Raw genomic sequence first — 15,289 nt, 5'->3', positions numbered from 1 at the left:
GAGACCGTGCAGACGACTGGCAGCGATCGTCCGGAGGGCTCGGACCGCGTACGGATCGGCCTGATGCTGGCGGGCGGCGGAGGGATGACCGTCCCCGACATGGCAGACCTCGCCGCGCGCGCCGAGACCGCCGGATTCCACGGCGTCTACATGGCCGAGGCGTGGCGCTCCGGCTTCGTCCCGCTGGCCGCGATGGCCGCCAGGACCGAGCGGATCACCCTTGGTCCCTACGTTCTCAACGCGCATGCCCGCACCCCCATGATCGCAGGTATGAGCGCGGTCGACCTGGACGAGGTGTCCGGGGGCCGCCTGCTGCTCGGGGTCGGCAGCGGCAACCGCGTGACGAACGAGAGTTACCAGGGCGTGCCCGTCGAACGGCCGCTGCGCAAGATGCGGGAGTACGTGGAACTGCTGCGGCTGGTCACCCGCGCCAGGCGGGGCCAGCGCCTGGACTACGAGGGCGAGATCCACCGGATGGCCGGCTGGACCTGCCAGGTCGACCCGCTCCGCCCGTCGATCCCGCTCTACCTGGCCGCCACCTCGCCCCGGATGACCCGCCTGGCGGCCGAGGTCGCCGACGGTGTCGCGCTCGGAACCGTCCAGTCGGCCGAGTTCACCGCCGGGATCGCCGCCACCTGTCGCCGGGCCGCTGGACGCGAGGACTTCGGCGTGATGATGGCGTCGCTCGTCGCCGTGGACGAGGATCCGGAGCGGGCCCGCGACGCGGCAAGGGCGGCCGTGGTCAACCTGTACGCGGGCAAGCCGCACCCCCACTACGACTCCCTGCTGCGCCAGCAGGGCCATGAGCGGGTCGCCGACGACGTGGACCGCTTCGTCCGCGCGGGCGACCTCGACGCGGCCCGCCGCGCCGTGACCGACGAGGTGGTCGAGCAACTGGTCATCGCGGGCACCCCTGACGAGTGCCTGGCCAGGATCGCCCAGTACGGGGAAAGCGTGGACGAGTTGCTGTTCGTCAACGTGAGCGGGATGCGCTACGAGGCCGGGAGCAGCACGTCGAGCGCCCGGCACGCCCTGCTCGACTCCTTCGAGCCGCTGCTCGACCTCGGCGCTCTGGCCGCGGCGGGCGGAGTCTGAGATGACGACTCCGGAGCAGGCGATCACTCGATCGCTGGCCGACTACTGCGACCGGATCGATCGCTACGACGTGGACGGCGTGCTCGCCCTGTTCGCCCGGGACGGCGCCTACGACTTCGGCTTCGGCCGGGTCTTCCGCGGCCCGGACGAACTGCGCACTCTGTTCAGCCGGGTGGAGGCCTACCGGGCGACGAGCCACCACGTCGGCAACATCGCGGTCGATGTGGACCCGAGCGGGGACACCGCGCGGTCCCGGACCGCGCTGTACGCCTACCACGTGCGCCGCGCGGACGAGTCCGAGGTGCACGTCTGGGGCCAGTACCACGACCGGTTCGTCCGGGTCGGCGGCGTCTGGCTGGTCCAGGAGCGCAAGCTGCGCATCGCGGCCGAGCGGGGCACCGTCCCCGAGGACGGCCGGGCGACGCTCTACGAGCCGCTGCCGCGCGCGGTGTGACGGCGCTGCGCGGCTCGGCCGTCCTCAGTCCTCAGCGGCGGTCGAGCCCGCACAGCTCCTTCACCCGGTAGCCGCGGATAGGCTGCCAGTAGCGGTCCTGGAGGACGCCGCGGACGGCTGGCCGGGCGAACCAGTCCTCGGCCCATTCCCGCTGGTCGAAGTACAGTTCCACGAACGCCTGGCGCGAGGTCGCCGGAAGCGTGCCGGGCAGGGTCCGCTGCCCGGGTTCGTCGACGGGCTCCGTCGCCCCTTCGGACTCCACGTGGTCCACCAGGATCTGCCGGATACCGAAGGCGCGGGACGCCTCCTCGGCGAGCACCGCCATCCGCTCGCGCAGGTGGGCGGATGCCTCTTCCGGGTCGGCACCGTCCGGGCGGTCCAGCTCGAAGACGTACTTCTCCAGCGCCGTCTGGCCGTTCAGCCGGTCGAGCACGACCTCCTCGCGCACCCGGAACGGGCGCAGGTCGCACAGGAAGTTGCGGTGGTCCTGCACGATCAGCTCGCGCAGCTGCTCCGGCAGCTCCAGGCCGCGGCCGGGCAGGAAGCGCATGACGATGAAGCGGAACGCGTGCGGGCGCTGGGCCCAGCCGCCGACGAGGTCGTACTCGGCCACGGCCCGGTTGATGTGGTAGCTGACGACCTGCTCCATCTCCCGCAGGAAGTGCCGGGCGAAGCGGGTGTGCACCTGCAGGTAGTGCTGATCCGCCTCGTCGGCCGTCACCGTCGGCAGCGGCAGGAAGTGCGAGACAGTCTTGTCCATGGCCACATTTGACCATTGACGTTACATCTCACACAAGACATCACTTGCATTAACTTGACGCTTCACGTTAGATTCTCAACAGTCGTACGTCCCGAGCCCGAAGGGGTCCCTATGCGACCGTCCCCGGATGAGCTGCTGGCCAGCCTCCGTCTGTCCTTGAACGAGACCCTCCTCCCCAAGGTCGAGGACCGCTGGGCGCGCTACGTCGGCACGGCGATGGACCTCGTCATCCAGCACCTCCAGCTCCGCCTCGCCGGTGAGCTGGACGCGCTCGGCGAGGACAGCGCCGACATGGCCGCCGTCCTCGCCGCGATCGGCGGGCGGGCCGCCGCCCTCGGCGCCCGGACCGAGGGCTCCGACGGCCCCCGGTGGGCGGAGCTGGCCGAGCTGCTGCCCTCGCCCGCCGGCAGCGTCCACCACCACGACCTCGGTGACGCCACCACCGGGAACGAGCGGCTGCGCGGCGCCGTCGTGGCGGTGATGCGCTGGCTGGACGAGGCCGACGCCCAGGGCGACAGCCCCGCGGTGCGGGAGATGCGAGACGAGGTACACCAGCTGGTACGGCGGCAGGTCGACCGGACCAAGCCGCTCGTCACCCCACTGTTCATGTCCTTCGGGCCGGTGGCGTCATGAGCGCCCCGACGCCCGCGGCAGGCGGGCTTGACAGCGCCCTGGTCGGCGCCTACCTGCGGGACCGGCTCGGCGCCGACTCCCTCCAGGTGACCTCGCTCAAGCGCAACGTGGGCGGGATGTCCCGCCAGACCTGGTTCGCCGATGTCTCCGGCGTGCGCGCCGGGGAGCCGTTCACCGACGCCCTGACGATCCGCGTGGACCACCCGGAGGGGTCGGTCGTCCCCGTCAGCCTGGAGCGGGAGTACCGCACCTTCGCCGCGCTGACCCCGACGCAGGTCCCGGTCGCGGAGGCGCTGTGGTACGAGACGGACGAGGCGCTGATCGGCCGCGCCCCGTTCTATGTGCGCCGCACCGTCGTGGGATCGGCATCCGCCGGGAGGCTGTTCAAGCCGGACAACGAGGAGATGCGCCGCAAGATCGGCGCCGGCCTCGCCGAGAAGCTGGCCGCCGTGCACACCCTCGACTGGGCGAAGGCCGGGCTCGGCGACTTCATGGCCGTACCGCAGCGCGCGGAGGACTGCGCCCTGCTGGAGCTGGCGCACTACGAGGAGGCGTACCGTGCCGCCGGCCCCGAGCCGATGCCCGTGGTCGAGGCGCTGTTCTCGTGGCTGAAGCGCAACGTCCCGACCGAGGTGCAACGCACCTCGCTGGTGTGGGGCGATGTCGGCATCGGCAACTTCATCTACCGCGGCGACGAGGTGGTCGCGCTCACCGACTGGGAGCAGGCCCACCTGGGCGACCCGATGAAGGACTGGGCCTCGGCGCTGTGGCGGGGCGCCGACGCGCTGCTGCCGCGCGAGGAGATGTTCGAGATCTACGAGAAGGCCAGCGGCCTGCGGATCGACGAGGACCGGATCAAGTACTACTCGGTCTTCATCGACGCGGAGTACGTCTGCACGTCCTTCCCGCTGCTCGCCGAGTTCGGCCCGGACCGCACCAGGGACGCCACCTTCGCCCGCCTCGGCATGGGCGTGCCCTACTACTGCATGGACCACGGCCTGCGCACCATCGGCTACTGAGGAGCCCCCCTGTGTCACTGGAGAAATCCCTGGAGACCTCGCTCACCGACGGGGTGGGCACGATCGAGCTCAACCGGCCGGAGCAGATGAACGCGCTCACGGTCGAGCTGGTCGCATCGCTCGGCACGACGGCGGCCTCCCTCGTCGAGCAGGGCGCCCGTGTGCTGGTGCTCAGCGGGCGCGGCCCGGCCTTCTGCGCGGGTGCTGACCTGTCCCTGGTCGACCGGGCCCTGGCCGGGGAGCCCGCCCCCGTCCTCACCCCCCTGGTGGAGGGCCTGCACGCCTCGCTCAAGAGGCTGCGCGGCCTGCCGGTCCCGCTGGTCGCGGCGGTCGAGGGGCCCGCGGTCGGGGCCGGGATGGGTCTCGCGCTCGCCGCGGACCTGCGCGTCCTCGGCAAGGGCGCCCGGCTGATCCCCGGCTACATGGGGATCGGATCCTCCCCGGACGGCGGGGTCTCGTACTTCCTGACCCGGATGCTCGGCTCCGCCCGGGCCGCCGGGCTCCTGCTGCGCAACCGGCCGGTCGGCGCCGATGAGGCGGTGGCGCTCGGCCTGGCGGAGTCGGTGGCCGAGCAGGGCTCGGCCCTGGAGGCGGCCCGGCAGCTCGCCGGGACCCTGACGGGCACCCCGCCGCTGGCGCTGCTGCGGGTGCGCGAGCTGGTCGACCGGGCGACGGTGCTCGGCCTCGCGGACCAGCTGGACCTCGAACAGCGGCTGGTCACCGAGCTGTGGGGCACACACGACTTCACCGAGGGCGTCCGCGCCTTCCTGGAGCGCCGCAAGCCGGAGTTCCGCGGCAACTGATCCGCGGACGAGACCGCGAAGGGCGCGCCCCGGGAGCTGTCCCGGGGCGCGCCCTCGTCCTGTGCGACAGTATGGCGGGCCCATGCGGTCTCTTGCGGTGAGACCCCGTGCGATGAAATGCGCGCCGCGGACACCTTTGCGACGGTGTCCGCGGCGCGGCTGCTACGGCGTCAGCGGGCCCCGGCGCTGTCCGACAGCATCGTGCGCAGCTTGTGCTTCAGCACCTTGCCGGTGACGTTGTGCGGGAGTTCGTCGACGCGGATCCAGCGGCGGGGCACCTTGTAGCCGGCCAGCCGCTCCTTCGCCCAGGCGGTCAGCTCATCGTCCGCGGGGACCTCGCCCACCACGACGGCGGTGACCGTCTGGCCCCACTTGGGGTCCGGCACGCCGACGACCGCGACCTCGGCAATGCCGGGGTGCTCGATCAACACCGCCTCCACCTCGCGCGGGTACACGTTCTCCCCTCCGGTGATGATCATGTCGTTGCGGCGGTCGGTGATGTGCAGGTAGCCGCGACTGTCGCGGTAGCCCATGTCGCCGGTGTGCATCCACCCGCCGCGCAGCGCCTCCGCGGTCGCCTCGGGCCGGTTCCAGTAGCGGAGCATCACCGACGGCCCCCGGCAGACGATCTCGCCGACCTCGCCCTGGGCGACCGGTACGTCCTCGTCGTCGACCACACGCACCTCAAGGCCCACCGCCTCGGTGCCGGCCGAGGCCAGGCGCTCGGTGTCGGCCGGGTCGTGGTCGGCCGGGCGCAGCAGAGTCTGGCCTCCGGTCTCGGTCATGCCGTACTGCTGGTGGAAGTCGCAGCCGAAGCGGTCCATCGCCCGGCGCAGCGGTCCGGGCTCGATCGAAGAGCCGCCGTAGATGATCAGGCGCAGGGCGGACAAGTCGGCCCCTTCGATGGCGGGGCTGTCCAGCACCATGGCGATCGTCGTGGGGACCAGCACCGTGGTGGTCACCCGCTCCCGCTGCATGGTCGCGAGCGCCTCGGCCGGGTCGAACTGGGGCAGCATCACCACCGTGGCCCCGACGACGGTGTGCGCGTAGGACAGGAACGCGGCGATGTGGAACATCGGCAGGCAGGCCTGGTGCACATCGCCGGACCGCGTCTCCAGGTCGACCGCGTTGATCATCACCCGGGCCGTGAACCCGAGCCGGTCGACCACGGCGCCCTTCGGCGAGCCGGTCGTGCCCGAGGTGTACATGATCTTCGCGGGCAGCTCCGGGTCACCGGGGTCGGCGTCCGGGTCCGGGCGCGCGGCCTGAAGCGCCGCGTCGTACGACGGCAGCTCCTGCGGGTTGCCGAGGGCGAGCAGGTTGGCGATGCCGAGCTGCCCGGCCAGTGCCGCTCCCCGCTTCTCCTCGTTGCGGCCCAGGACCAGCAGGGCGGGGTCGCAGTCGGTGAGGATGAAGCTCAGCTCGCGCTCGGTAAGCCGGTTGTTCATCGGCACCAGTGCGAAGCCGGAGCGCAGGCAGGCGGCCTGCAGTTCCAGGTGCTCCAGCTCGTTGGCGGCGAGCAGCGCCACGCGGTCGCCGGGCTTCAGGCCCATGGCGCGGAAGGCCGCCCCCAGCCGTCCCACCCGGCCGTCCAACTCGGCGAAGGTCAGTCGACGGCCGTTGCCGACCACCGCCGCCTTATCCGGGAACCGGGTCGCCGCAGCGCGGACCAGATCGAGGTAACGCATCCCACCACCCACGCCTCATGAAATGGCAACCGACATATTACGTACAGCGTTAGATCAGGCTACAGTGGCGCTGTTTCGAGCGCCAGAGGGCAAGCTCGGCCCGAGCACGCGAGGAGTACAGGAATGCTGGTGAGCGATATTGTCCGCCGCAACGCCCAGTTCTTCGGCGACAAGCATGCTGTGGTCGTTCCGGGGGGCTCAACCCGGACCTGGGCCGAGCTGGACGCTCGTACCGACAGGTTCGCGAACGCGCTGACCGGCCTGGGCCTGACCAAAGGCGACCGGATCGCGATCTTTGCCCCGAACTGCGGCGAGTATGTCGAGTTCTTCTTCGCTACCGCCAAGTCGGGGATCATCGGCGCCGCCACCAACATCCGCCTGGCACCCTATGAGCTCTCCTCGTATCTCTCGTACGTCGAGCCGAGCGCGGTCCTCGTGCACGCCGAGCTCGCCGAGACCGCCCGCGCCTGGCTGCCGGACGTCAAGTCGGCCAAGCGGATCATCGGCTTCGGCGGCGACCACCCCTTCGACCTGGACCTCGAGCAGCTGATCGAGGCCGCCCCCGCGGAGCCCCCCGCCGTCGCCATCGACGAGGACGACATCTACCAGCTCGGCGCCACCAGCGGCACGACCGGCATCCCCAAAGGCGCGATCCTCACCCACCGCAACGCCATCGCCGCGATGCTCAACTGGGCAGCCGAGCTGCCCACCCCCGAGTGCGGCACAGCCCTGCAGTGCATCCCCCTGTTCTTCAACCCCGGCGGCCCGGCCGGACTGCATCCGGTGCTGATGAAAGGCGGACGCACGGTCGTCCCCCGGGCGTTCGACCCGGCGGAGTTCCCACGCCTGGTCCAGGAGTACAAGGTCACCAACACGATCATCGTGCCCACGATGGTCCAGATGGTCGTCTCGCAGCCGGGCGTCGAGGACTACGACCTCTCCTCCCTGCGCGGGATCATCTCCGGCGGGTCGCCGTACGTCCTGGGCGTCCTCAAGCGGGCCCGCCAGATCATCGGCAATGTCATTTACCCGCTGTACGGCATGGCCGAGAGCTATTCGTGTGGCGCCGTCCTGCGGCTGGAGAACCAGTTCACCGAGGGCACCGAGCATCAGATCAGGCAGCTGTCGTCCGTCGGCAAGCCCGTTGTCCTGATCAAGCTGCGCGTGGTCGACCCGCTCGGCGAGGACGTGCCGCACGACGGCAAGACCTCCGGCGAGATCTGGCTGAGCGGCGACTCCATGTCCCCCGGCTACTACCGCATGGAGGAGGAGACCGCGAAGAGCCGCGAGGGCGAGTGGTTCAAGACCGGAGACGTCGCGGTCATCGACAGCGAGGGCTTCATCACCATCGTCGACCGCCTCAAGGACATGATCATCACCGGCGGTATCAACGTCTTCAGCGTCGAGGTCGAGCGCGTCCTGCAGGACCACCCGGACGTGGAGCAGTGCGCCGTCATCGGCGTCCCGCACGAGCGCTGGGGCGAGGCGATCCACGCCGTCGTGCTGCGCAGGACCGGGTCCGTCCTGACCGAGGACGAACTGATCGAGTTCGCGGCGCAGCGCCTGTCCGGCTACAAGAAGCCCCGCTCGGTCGAGTTCGTCGACAGGCTCCCGATCAGCGCCACCGGCAAGATCCTCAAGAAGGAACTCCGCGCCGAGCGCACCGCACGCGGCTGAGCCGTCGCCCCTTCCCCCACCAGCAGCACACCCGCCAGGAGACAAGACGGTATGGACTTCACGATCAGCGCCGAGCACCAGCAACTGCGCACGACCCTCCGGGAGTTCTTCGAAGCCGAGGCCCCGATCGACGAGGTCGCACGCTTTGACCGCGATGAGGAGTTCAACTCGGAGCTGTACCGCAAGGCGGCCGAGATCGGCCTGTGCGGCATGGGTTTCGGCGAGGAGTACGGCGGCTCGGACGCCGACCAGATCTCGATCTGTATAGCTGTCGAGGAGGTGGCCCGCGCCAGCGCCGCGCTCGCCTACGCCTGGCTGCCCACGGCCACGTTCTGCGCGAAGGGCATCGCCCGGTTCGGGACCGATGAGCAGAAGAAGGAGATCCTTCCGCGGATCGCGGACGGGAGCGTCCGCATCGCCATGGGCCTCACGGAGCCGGAAGCCGGCTCGGACCTGGCCCACCTGTCCACCCGGGCCGTCCGCGACGGCGACGACTTCGTCATCAACGGCCAGAAGGTCTTCACCACCGGCGCGGACAGCGCCGAGTACATCTTCGCCTTCGTGCGCACCGACCCGGACGCGAACGCGTCGAAGGGCATGTCGGTGCTGCTGGTCCCCAAGGGCACCGAGGGCGTGACGGTCCGGCCCCTGCGCAAGCTGGCCGGGCAGGCGACCCACACCTGCGAGGTCTTCCTCCAGGACGTCCGGGTGCCCAAGGAGAACCTGGTCGGGGAGCTGGGAGGCGGCGCCGCCATCATCTTCGGCCTCATGAACGGCGAGCGCATCTACGTCGGCGCCGAGGGCACCGGCCTCGGCCAGGGCGCGCTCGACATGGCGCTCAAGTACGCCAAGGAGCGGGTGCAGTTCGGCAAGCCCATCATCGAGCACCAGGCGGTCGCGCACATGCTCGCTGACATGGCGATGGACGTGCAGACCTCCCGGCTGATCACCTGGCAGGCCGCCTGGAAGCTCGACCAGGGCCTCGACTGCACCATGGAGGCGTCGATGGCCAAGGTGTACGGCTCGGAGGCCGGCACCAGGTGCGCAAACCGCGGTATGCAGATCCTCGGCGGCTACAGCTACATGGTCGAGTACGGCATGGAGCGCTACTGGCGCGAGACCAAGCTCTACGAGATCGCCGGCGGCACCAACCAGATCATGCGCAACATGATCGCCAAGCAGCTCGGCAGGCGCGGCCTGTGACCGCTCCGGACGCCGCCGCAGCCGTCCCCGGGCTTCCGCTGGACGCCGCGTTCGACCACGTCGCGGTGGCCGCCCGCCGGATCAGGGACCTGCTGCCACTCTACCGCGACACGCTCGGCGGCGAGTTCTACCTCGGCGGCGACAACGCCAGGGTCGGCTACCGCGGGCTCCAGCTGACCTTCCGCGGCGGCGGCAAGGTCGAACTCCTGGAGCCGCTGGAGGGCTCGACGTTCCTCGACAGCTTCCTGCGCCGCAACCCGCTGGGCGGGCAGCACCATATCACCTTCACGGTCACGGACATGCCGGGGACCATCGCCGCCCTGGAAGGGCTCGGCTACCGGGTGCACGGAGCGTCAGAGGCCGACCCCGAATGGCACGAGGTCTTCATCCACCCGCGTGAGGCCTTCGGCACACTGCTGCAGCTCGCCCGCCCTGGCCCCAACTACGGCCCCGCCACCACCTACACGCTCGACGACGTCCTCGCCGGCAAGGCACCCAACGGCTGCGGACTCCCCAGCCCGTGACCCCGGTCCGGGGGAACCAACCCCGGCGCCCGAGCAGCACCGACCGGCGGTCGGCGGCCTCGGCCGCCGCCGCGGACCCACCCCCATCGTCCCCACCTCAGGAGCACCATGGCCTCCGACCACGCCATCAGCCAGATCGAGATCCGCGATCTCACCGCCCGCTTCACCGACGCGGTCAACCGGCGCGCCCCCAAGGAGCTGGGCGACCTGTTCACCGAGGACGGCGAGTGGCACGTCCCCGGCGTCCCGGCCGCGACTGGCCGGGAGGCGATCAGCGCCGTCCTGCACAACCTGCTCAAGAACTTCGAGCGGCTGATCCAGCTCACCCACAGCGGCCACATCGACGTCGCGGGCGACACCGCGACGGCCACGTGGTACATCACCGAGAACGCCGAGGACGCCGACGGCAACGCCTTCGCGTTCACCGGCGTCTACACCGACAACCTGGTCAGGACCGAGGAGGGCTGGCGCTTCGCCAGCCGCTCGTTCGCCTTCCTGCGGCGCGTCAAGCCCGACGGCTCGGCCCGCTGGCACCCGCACCCGCGCACCGAGGCCGGCTGACGACCGCTTCTTTCCGGCGCGTACGCAACAGGGGCGGGGCTTCCCTCGGGAAGCCCCGCCCCTGCGCTTGCCCGGCGGCCGGTCACACCGCGGTGTGCCCTCCGTCGACGGTGATGGTGGTGCCGGTCACCCAGGAGGAGTCGTCACTGGCCAGGAACAGCGCAGTCGAGGCCACATCCGCGGGTTCACCGGCCCGCCTGACCAGGTGCCGGGCAGCCAGCCGCTCGGTCTGCTCCTGCGGGTTCTGCCCTTTCTGCTCCCAGTTGCGGGTGACCAGAGGCGTCACGACCGTGCCCGGACAGATCGCGTTCACCCGGACCCCGTGGGGCGAGTAGTCGACGGCCATCTGCCGGGTCATGGCGATCACCCCGCCCTTGGCGGCGGCGTAGGGGAAGATTTTGGCCACCCCGACCAGGCCGCCGACGCCGGCGGTGTTGATAACGGAGCCGCCTCCCGCCTCCACCATGGACGCCAGGAAGAACTTCGACGTCAGCCACACCCCGGTGAGGTTGACGTCGATGACCCGCTGCCAGTGCTCCTCGCTGACCTCCCCCGCCGTCCCTACGCCCTCCACCCCGGCGTTGGCGAACACCACGTCCACCCTGCCGTGCTCGCGGAGTACCGACTCGGCCAACTCCTTCATCTCCTCGGCGGACGAGACGTCGGCGACACGGGCACTGACCCCCGGGAGCTCCCCGGTAGCCTTCCCCAGTACCTCGGCGTCCCGGTCGACGGCCACCACGGTGGCGCCCTCTTCGGAGAACCTCTCGACGGTCGCCAGACCGAGCCCGGAGGCACCCCCCGTGATCACCGCGACCTTGCCCATAAGCCTTCCCGTACCTGACACGGTTCTCCCCTCGTACGGTGCGCCGGCCGCCATCGCGACCGGCGCACCAGGTCATCAGATGGATATGGTGGTGGTGGAGTCATGGGACGACCGGGACCGCTGGCAAGCTCGGTCCGCGCTCATCCGCACACGTCCATGGCGTACTCCCTGCTGGTGTAGGCCTTTTTCGCCTGACCGATTTTGTGGTAGAAGGCGAAGACGGGATCCCACAGTTCCGGGTTCACATCGACGGTCTCGGGATAGGTGGCGATGGCCCGGTCCAGTGCCTTCTCCGCGACCTCCTTGTCCGTCTTGGTCTCGCGGATCAGCGCCTGAAGGACCTTGTCGCGGTTGGCGGGGTCACGGATGTAGTCGATGCCCTGTCCGTACAGCTTCTTGAACCGGCACAGCGGCTCCTTGTTCTTCTCCGCGTAGGCGCGGCTGGAGACCAGGATCGTCGATCCCCACCTCATCTCCGGGGGGCTCGAGTCCTCGCCGATAAGGAAGGGCTGCACTGCGATGCCGTCGTGGAGCGCCTGGGTGGAGGTGGGCTCGGTGACCAGGGCCATGTCGATCCGGCCCGAGGACAGTGCGGCCAGGGCCGCGGACTACTGCGTCGGGATGTAGGTCTGCTTGTCGGGGTCCGGGCCGACCTGCTCGAACAGCGCCCTGGTGAGGAACTCGGCTGCCCCTCCCCGCGCCACCACCCCGATCTTGGCGCCGTCCAGGTCCTTCATGACGCCTTTCCAGCCCTCGGACTTGCGCGGCAGGTCGTACCCGGAGCGCACCAGCGGCTGGAACAGCTCGATCCTGTTGAACCCGGCGTAGGCGACCAGGCCCTGCCCCCAGGGAACTGTCGATGTAGGGGGAGGAGCCGTGGGTGCTGTAGAGCTCCCAGGACACGGGGGACCTTCGGTCCATGCCGACATCAATCCCGGAGAAGGGCATCAGGCCGGTGAACTGCGGGAAAGTCTCCTGGGCCAGGCGCTTGCCGTCGATTCACGGATCATCCGCAGTGCACGGTCCGTCAGATCATCGGTGAGGTAGTAGCCCTCCGGATACTGAACGGCCAGGAGCTCTTGTCACCCGCCTCGTTGAGATCCGAGTCCTTGCACAGATGCCACTTACCGACCATCAGGGTGCTGTAGCCGTTGCCCCGCATCACCTCCGCCATGGTCGGCTGGTTCGCCGGCAACTCCGACGTGTAACCCGGGAAACCCGGGTCGATGTTGCTGACCATCCCCACACCGACCGCATGGGAATTACGCCCCGTCAAAAGCGCCGCCCAAGTCGGTGAACACAGCGGCGTCACATGAAAGTTGGCGTACCGCAGGCCCCACCGGCAATCGCATCCAGATGGGGAGTCGCGATCTCAGACCCATAGCACCCGAGATCGGAATAGCCCAGGTCATCGGCAAGGACCACAACAACGTTCGGCGCACCCCTGGGCGCCTGCGACCTCGGCGGCCACCACGGCCCGGACCCCGCAAACGTCCGACCGATCTTCCCCTCAAAACCCGCATACGGACCTGCACCAGCCATGACAGCCCTTTCGTCGGGTGAGCGACCGGCAGGACCGCATGGGGGATTAACGTCCAACGTCAATAGCGAGATAGAGGTTGATGTTTGGAAGGCGTCGAATAAGGTGGGGCTACCTCGGATCAGGCCGGATCGGCCGCGCCGGAGGCACAGCGGAAGCCCATGTGGCCCGTCGTGCTGTCCGGGGTGCTGGATGTCCGCGCGGCCACGCGGTACCGGGTGCAGTAGGAGTGGTGGCACAGGTACGAGCCGCCGCGGATGACCCGCTCCGCGCCCTCGTGCGGACCCCGGGGGTTCTTTCGCGTCGGAGGGGTAGCGGGCACATGCCAGGTCGTGCTCCACCAGTCGGCGCACCACTCCCAGACGTTGCCTGCGACGTTGTGGAGTCCGAACCCGTTGGGTGGGAAGGCGGTGACAGGCGCGGTGCCCAGGTAACGGTCCGCCCCGGTGTTGTGGTCCGGGAAGTCGCCCTGCCAGAAGTTGCACCGGTGCTCGCCTGCTGGCTCCAGTTCGCCCCCCAGGGGAATCGGGCCCGCTCAAGGCCGCCGCGGGCGGCACGCTCCCATTCGGCCTCGGTCGGCAGGCGCTTGCCCGCCCAGCGCGCGTACGCGTCCGCATCCCGCCAGGAGACGTGCACCACCGGATGGTCCGAGCGCTCCTCGATGGTCGAACCCGGGTCCTCCGGCGACCGCCAGGTGGCGCCGCGCACCGAAAGCCACCACGGCGGACCCGCCATCCGGCCGGGGAGGATGTGGCGCCGCGCCTCGGAGCCCATGAAACCGGCGAAGACGAACGACCAACCGAACCGTTCGGCGTCGCTCACATGGCCGGTCGCGGCGACGAACTCCGCGTACCGCGCGCTCGGGACCGCTGTGGCGTCGAGATGGAACGGACTCAGCTCGACCTCGCGCACGGGGCCCTCGCCGTCGGCGGCGAACGCCTCGTCGCGGTCGTCGCCCATCAGAAACGTCCCGCCCGCGATGGCCACCATGCCGTCGACCGCGGCCGCCTGGCGCGGCCCGGACGGGCGGGGCGCCTCGGCATCCGCCCGCGACCGCGGGTCGGGACCCGGCCCGGGGGCGTCGGCGCGGGGGGTGCAGCATCCGGTCATGGCAGCCTCCCTCAGCGGCCCGGGAACTCGTCGGTGAACTCGTAGAGCCCCTTGGACAGGTGGTGGCCGCCGTCGATGGTCAGGACCTCTCCGACGACGTAGGACGCGTCGTCGGAGAGCAGGTACGCCACGGCGCGCGCCGTCTCCTCGGGCTTGAGCAGGCGCCCGGCCGGGATGGCGTCGATCAGGCGCTGCCGCACCGCCGGGTCGCCCGCGAGGAAGTCCGTGCCGCCGACCGGCATCCAGCCGGGGGCGACGGCGTTGACGCGGACGCCGCGGCCGGACCACTCGGCGCCCAGCGTGCGGGTCATGGCGAGGACGCCGCCCTTGGCCGACGCGTTGTGCACGATGCCGGGGGCGCCCATCCAGGCGTACGGGGTCAGCACGTTGACGACCGCTCCACCGCGCCCGGCGGCCAGCCAGCGGCGGCCGGCCTCGGAGGTGCAGTGCCAGGTGCCGTTGAGCACGATCTTGATGACGGCGTCGAAACCGTTGGCCGTCAGGTCCTCCGCCTTCACGGGGAACAGGCCCGAGGCGTTGTTGACCAGGCCGTCGACCGCGCCGAGCAGCTCCGTGGCCTGGTCGAGCAGCGCCGCGACGGACGCGGGGTCGCGCACGTCGGCGGTCACGGCGAACGCCTTGCCCGGGCCGAGCTCCGCGTCGATCGCCTCGACGGTCTGGTTCAGGGTGTCCTTGGTGCGGCCCGAGACGACCACGCGGGCCCCGAGCCGGCACAGCTCCGCCGCCATGGCCGAGCCCAGCCCGCCGCCACCTCCGGTGACGACGATCCCCTTGCCGTCCACTCCCGCCAACGCAGCCATCTGGGCCCTCCTGTCATCACCTCTCGCTGCCGCTTGAGGTCTGCTGTCAAGAACTGGTGTCTGATCGGGGCGTCGGGGCAGGCCGGCTCACCACGGCCTGCCCCGCCCCGCACCGGCCATCCGCACTTATGGCCGGTGCCGCCGGGGTCAGGTGAGCGTCGCCGTGCCGACGTTGTCCCGGATGTACTCGGCGACGACGCCGCCCGGAAGCCCGGGCGGGAAGCTGCGGTGCACGCCGATCTCCTGCAGCGGCTCGAAGTCCACCTCCGGAATGATGCCGCCCATGATCACCAGAACCTGGTCCATACCGCGCTCCTTGAGCGCCGGGATCAGTTCACGGGCGATCTGCATCTGCCCACTGGTCATGATGCTGACGGCGACCACGTCGACGTCCTCCTGGAGCGCCGCCTCGGCGATCTCCTCCGGGACGCCGAACCGGAAGTAGACGACCTCCATGCCCGCGTCGCGCAACTCCCGCGCGATCAGCTTGGAGCCGCGCCCGTGGACGTCGATCTTCTTCTTGGCCAGCAGGACCTTGATGTGCTCTTTGGACACGGTCCACTACTCCTTGTGTG

General features: G+C 70.2%; 17 protein-coding genes and 1 pseudogene. 9 read left to right on the top strand and 9 right to left on the bottom strand.

The features are described 5' to 3' along the window. Positions 1-6: 6 nt before the first annotated feature. Both ACX25U_RS38385 and ACX25U_RS38380 read left to right on the top strand, forming a co-directional pair. On the top strand, positions 7-1,095 hold the full coding sequence (locus ACX25U_RS38385) for an LLM class flavin-dependent oxidoreductase (protein ID WP_454386945.1): 1,089 nt from the start codon (positions 7-9) through the stop codon (positions 1,093-1,095). Position 1,096: 1 nt separating this feature from the next. Next, the gene (locus ACX25U_RS38380; RefSeq protein ID WP_454386943.1) at positions 1,097-1,549 is read left to right on the top strand and encodes a nuclear transport factor 2 family protein; all 453 of its coding nucleotides are present in this window, start codon (positions 1,097-1,099) and stop codon (positions 1,547-1,549) included. Between the two features lie 31 nt (positions 1,550-1,580). Here ACX25U_RS38380 and ACX25U_RS38375 read toward each other — a convergent pair whose 3' ends face one another. Continuing rightward, entirely contained in the window at positions 1,581-2,309 is a 729-nt protein-coding gene (locus ACX25U_RS38375; protein WP_454386941.1) for a hypothetical protein, read from the bottom strand. A 156-nt stretch (positions 2,310-2,465) separates the two neighbouring features. On the opposite strand from ACX25U_RS38375, the gene ACX25U_RS38370 reads away from it, so the two are divergent. The 3 genes from ACX25U_RS38370 to ACX25U_RS38360 are packed head-to-tail and all read left to right on the top strand — an operon-like array spanning position 2,466 to position 4,764. After that, positions 2,466-2,942, top strand: a complete 477-nt coding sequence (locus ACX25U_RS38370) for a hypothetical protein (protein ID WP_454386939.1) — start codon at positions 2,466-2,468, stop codon at positions 2,940-2,942. Continuing rightward, a complete protein-coding gene (locus tag ACX25U_RS38365; protein WP_454386937.1) occupies positions 2,939-3,961 on the top strand; it encodes a phosphotransferase family protein in 1,023 nt (340 codons plus the stop codon). Before ACX25U_RS38370 ends, ACX25U_RS38365 begins: the two co-directional genes overlap by 4 nt. Before the next feature lie 11 nt (positions 3,962-3,972). Beyond that, positions 3,973-4,764 (top strand): enoyl-CoA hydratase/isomerase family protein, encoded by a 792-nt coding sequence (locus tag ACX25U_RS38360; protein WP_454386935.1) that lies wholly within the window; start codon positions 3,973-3,975, stop codon positions 4,762-4,764. 170 nt (positions 4,765-4,934) lie between these two features. Here ACX25U_RS38360 and ACX25U_RS38355 read toward each other — a convergent pair whose 3' ends face one another. Beyond that, on the bottom strand, positions 4,935-6,452 hold the full coding sequence (locus ACX25U_RS38355; RefSeq protein WP_454386933.1) for a class I adenylate-forming enzyme family protein: 1,518 nt from the start codon (positions 6,450-6,452) through the stop codon (positions 4,935-4,937). Between the two features lie 129 nt (positions 6,453-6,581). Between ACX25U_RS38355 and ACX25U_RS38350 the strand changes: the two genes are divergently transcribed. The 4 genes from ACX25U_RS38350 (at position 6,582) to ACX25U_RS38335 (ending at position 10,417) form a co-directional block, all read left to right on the top strand. Continuing rightward, the gene (locus ACX25U_RS38350) at positions 6,582-8,129 is read left to right on the top strand and encodes a class I adenylate-forming enzyme family protein (protein WP_454386931.1); all 1,548 of its coding nucleotides are present in this window, start codon (positions 6,582-6,584) and stop codon (positions 8,127-8,129) included. A gap of 51 nt (positions 8,130-8,180) precedes the next feature. Further along, positions 8,181-9,332 carry an acyl-CoA dehydrogenase family protein gene (locus ACX25U_RS38345; RefSeq protein WP_454386929.1) on the top strand — a complete coding sequence of 384 codons (1,152 nt, stop codon included), beginning with the start codon at positions 8,181-8,183 and terminating at the stop codon, positions 9,330-9,332. Next, the gene (locus ACX25U_RS38340) at positions 9,329-9,856 is read left to right on the top strand and encodes a VOC family protein (RefSeq protein WP_454386928.1); all 528 of its coding nucleotides are present in this window, start codon (positions 9,329-9,331) and stop codon (positions 9,854-9,856) included. Before ACX25U_RS38345 ends, ACX25U_RS38340 begins: the two co-directional genes overlap by 4 nt. A gap of 108 nt (positions 9,857-9,964) precedes the next feature. Further along, positions 9,965-10,417, top strand: a complete 453-nt coding sequence (locus tag ACX25U_RS38335) for a nuclear transport factor 2 family protein (RefSeq protein WP_454386926.1) — start codon at positions 9,965-9,967, stop codon at positions 10,415-10,417. Positions 10,418-10,499: 82 nt separating this feature from the next. Here ACX25U_RS38335 and ACX25U_RS38330 read toward each other — a convergent pair whose 3' ends face one another. The 7 genes and pseudogenes from ACX25U_RS38330 to ACX25U_RS38300 form a co-directional block, all read right to left on the bottom strand. Next, entirely contained in the window at positions 10,500-11,243 is a 744-nt protein-coding gene (locus tag ACX25U_RS38330) for an SDR family NAD(P)-dependent oxidoreductase (RefSeq protein WP_454386924.1), read from the bottom strand. A 140-nt stretch (positions 11,244-11,383) separates the two neighbouring features. Then, on the bottom strand, positions 11,384-11,812 hold the full coding sequence (locus tag ACX25U_RS38325; RefSeq protein WP_454386923.1) for a hypothetical protein: 429 nt from the start codon (positions 11,810-11,812) through the stop codon (positions 11,384-11,386). Positions 11,813-11,851: 39 nt separating this feature from the next. Then, positions 11,852-12,031 (bottom strand): hypothetical protein, encoded by a 180-nt coding sequence (locus tag ACX25U_RS38320; RefSeq protein WP_454386921.1) that lies wholly within the window; start codon positions 12,029-12,031, stop codon positions 11,852-11,854. Positions 12,032-12,270: 239 nt separating this feature from the next. Then, positions 12,271-12,576, bottom strand: coding sequence for a sulfatase-like hydrolase/transferase (locus ACX25U_RS38315; RefSeq protein WP_454394702.1), 306 nt, complete (start codon positions 12,574-12,576; stop codon positions 12,271-12,273). Positions 12,577-12,904: 328 nt separating this feature from the next. After that, positions 12,905-13,893: pseudogene (locus tag ACX25U_RS38310) on the bottom strand (formylglycine-generating enzyme family protein). An 11-nt stretch (positions 13,894-13,904) separates the two neighbouring features. Next, on the bottom strand, positions 13,905-14,714 hold the full coding sequence (locus ACX25U_RS38305) for an SDR family oxidoreductase (RefSeq protein WP_454386919.1): 810 nt from the start codon (positions 14,712-14,714) through the stop codon (positions 13,905-13,907). Between the two features lie 147 nt (positions 14,715-14,861). Then, a complete protein-coding gene (locus ACX25U_RS38300) occupies positions 14,862-15,269 on the bottom strand; it encodes a cobalamin-dependent protein (RefSeq protein ID WP_454386917.1) in 408 nt (135 codons plus the stop codon). Between the last annotated feature and the right edge of the window lie 20 nt (positions 15,270-15,289).

The sequence above is a fragment of the Streptomyces sp. JNUCC 63 genome (genome assembly GCF_054366325.1).
This window is presented reverse-complemented; position numbering and strand designations above follow the sequence as displayed.

Excerpts from the sequence above, each read along its gene's own strand:
- ACX25U_RS38380 (WP_454386943.1), top strand. The coding sequence starts at position 1,097 with ATGACGACTCCGGAGCAGGCGATCACTCGATCGCTGGCCGACTACTGC.
- ACX25U_RS38375 (WP_454386941.1), bottom strand. The coding sequence starts at position 2,309 with ATGGACAAGACTGTCTCGCACTTCCTGCCGCTGCCGACGGTGACGGCC.
- ACX25U_RS38365 (WP_454386937.1), top strand. The coding sequence starts at position 2,939 with ATGAGCGCCCCGACGCCCGCGGCAGGCGGGCTTGACAGCGCCCTGGTC.
- ACX25U_RS38355 (WP_454386933.1), bottom strand. The coding sequence starts at position 6,452 with ATGCGTTACCTCGATCTGGTCCGCGCTGCGGCGACCCGGTTCCCGGAT.
- ACX25U_RS38345 (WP_454386929.1), top strand. The coding sequence starts at position 8,181 with ATGGACTTCACGATCAGCGCCGAGCACCAGCAACTGCGCACGACCCTC.
- ACX25U_RS38335 (WP_454386926.1), top strand. The coding sequence starts at position 9,965 with ATGGCCTCCGACCACGCCATCAGCCAGATCGAGATCCGCGATCTCACC.
- ACX25U_RS38330 (WP_454386924.1), bottom strand. The coding sequence starts at position 11,243 with ATGGGCAAGGTCGCGGTGATCACGGGGGGTGCCTCCGGGCTCGGTCTG.
- ACX25U_RS38325 (WP_454386923.1), bottom strand. The coding sequence starts at position 11,812 with ATGGCCCTGGTCACCGAGCCCACCTCCACCCAGGCGCTCCACGACGGC.
- ACX25U_RS38305 (WP_454386919.1), bottom strand. The coding sequence starts at position 14,714 with ATGGCTGCGTTGGCGGGAGTGGACGGCAAGGGGATCGTCGTCACCGGA.